This is a genomic window from Vibrio sp. 1288 (assembly GCF_033344475.1).
This window is the reverse complement of the sequence record NZ_JAWPOX010000161.1, coordinates 1-1,020: the sequence shown is the minus strand read 5'-3', so window position 1 is coordinate 1,020 and position 1,020 is coordinate 1. Positions and strand designations below refer to the sequence as shown.

At 45.0% G+C, this 1,020-nt stretch carries 1 protein-coding gene; it reads right to left on the bottom strand.

The window, feature by feature from the left end; all coding sequences use genetic code 11:
* Window positions 1-954 (bottom strand): methyl-accepting chemotaxis protein (locus tag R8O11_RS25335; RefSeq protein ID WP_318194626.1); only part of this gene is annotated, 954 nt, incomplete at its 3' end.
* Window positions 955-1,020: the final 66 nt, after the last annotated feature.

Genomic DNA, 1,020 nt, shown 5'->3' with positions numbered 1-1,020 from the left:
TTCTTCAAACGTAGACGCACCTTGTTCCGCCACTTGTGAAATGGTCAAACTCAGCTCTTCTGCTGCCGTTGCGATGAGGTTCGCTTTGTCGGCTTGGCTACTCGCACCAGAAACAATGTCTTGGCTAACAACAGACAACTCACTCGTTACCGACTTAACTTCTTCAGACACGACTGAAATAGAGCCGATCAACCCCGTTAGAGATGCCTGCATTTTATTTAAAGAGGTCGCTAAGTTAGAAAGCTCATCACCCGATTCGTCTTTGATAGGAGAAGCTGTCAAATCGCCTTCCGCCACACGTTGTGCCAAAGTATCCAGTGCGGTCAAACGCCCTGTGATTGAATTAGACAACAAGTATGCAATGAACACTGTTGCGATCGCCGCAAGCGTACCTAGCGCGTAAATGGTGTTCTCAATATCGTTGAATGAATCGGTCAATTGGAGAAGCGCATCATGTGTGCTTTGTCGGCCTTCTGCCGTCGCCGCATTGAGCATGTCTTCAATTGGGGCTAGATTCACCTCGTACAACTGACGGACTTGCTCAACGTTTTCTTCTAAACTGCGATGCCCAATATTCGGCTGAATTTGGCTCTCAAAGCTCGACGTAAAATTCGCCATAAGCTGCTCAATTTTTTCGATATTGCGATAGTCTTCTCCACCAGCGGTTTCAAGACGTTTTACATCAGCCAACGCAGAGGCAAACTCTTTCTTGTTCGATTGATATTCACGTTGTGCACCACTGGTATTGATGATCATACCGACAGCATCTCGATAAATATCGCCAGCTTCATCGATCAAAGCCATGTATCCGATGGTCTCTGGGACGTCGTCTGTTCTGACTTCTTGTGCCACTTTATGTGAATTAATCACTTCAAACGTAATAATCGCGATCATCACCAACATTGTTGCCAAAATCGCACCAAAGCTCGCATATAACTTTTTACGAACTGACATTTTCACTGACAATGTTCCTTATAAATTATGTTCTGTGCAGACATTGCTGTATCAATCTGCACATGA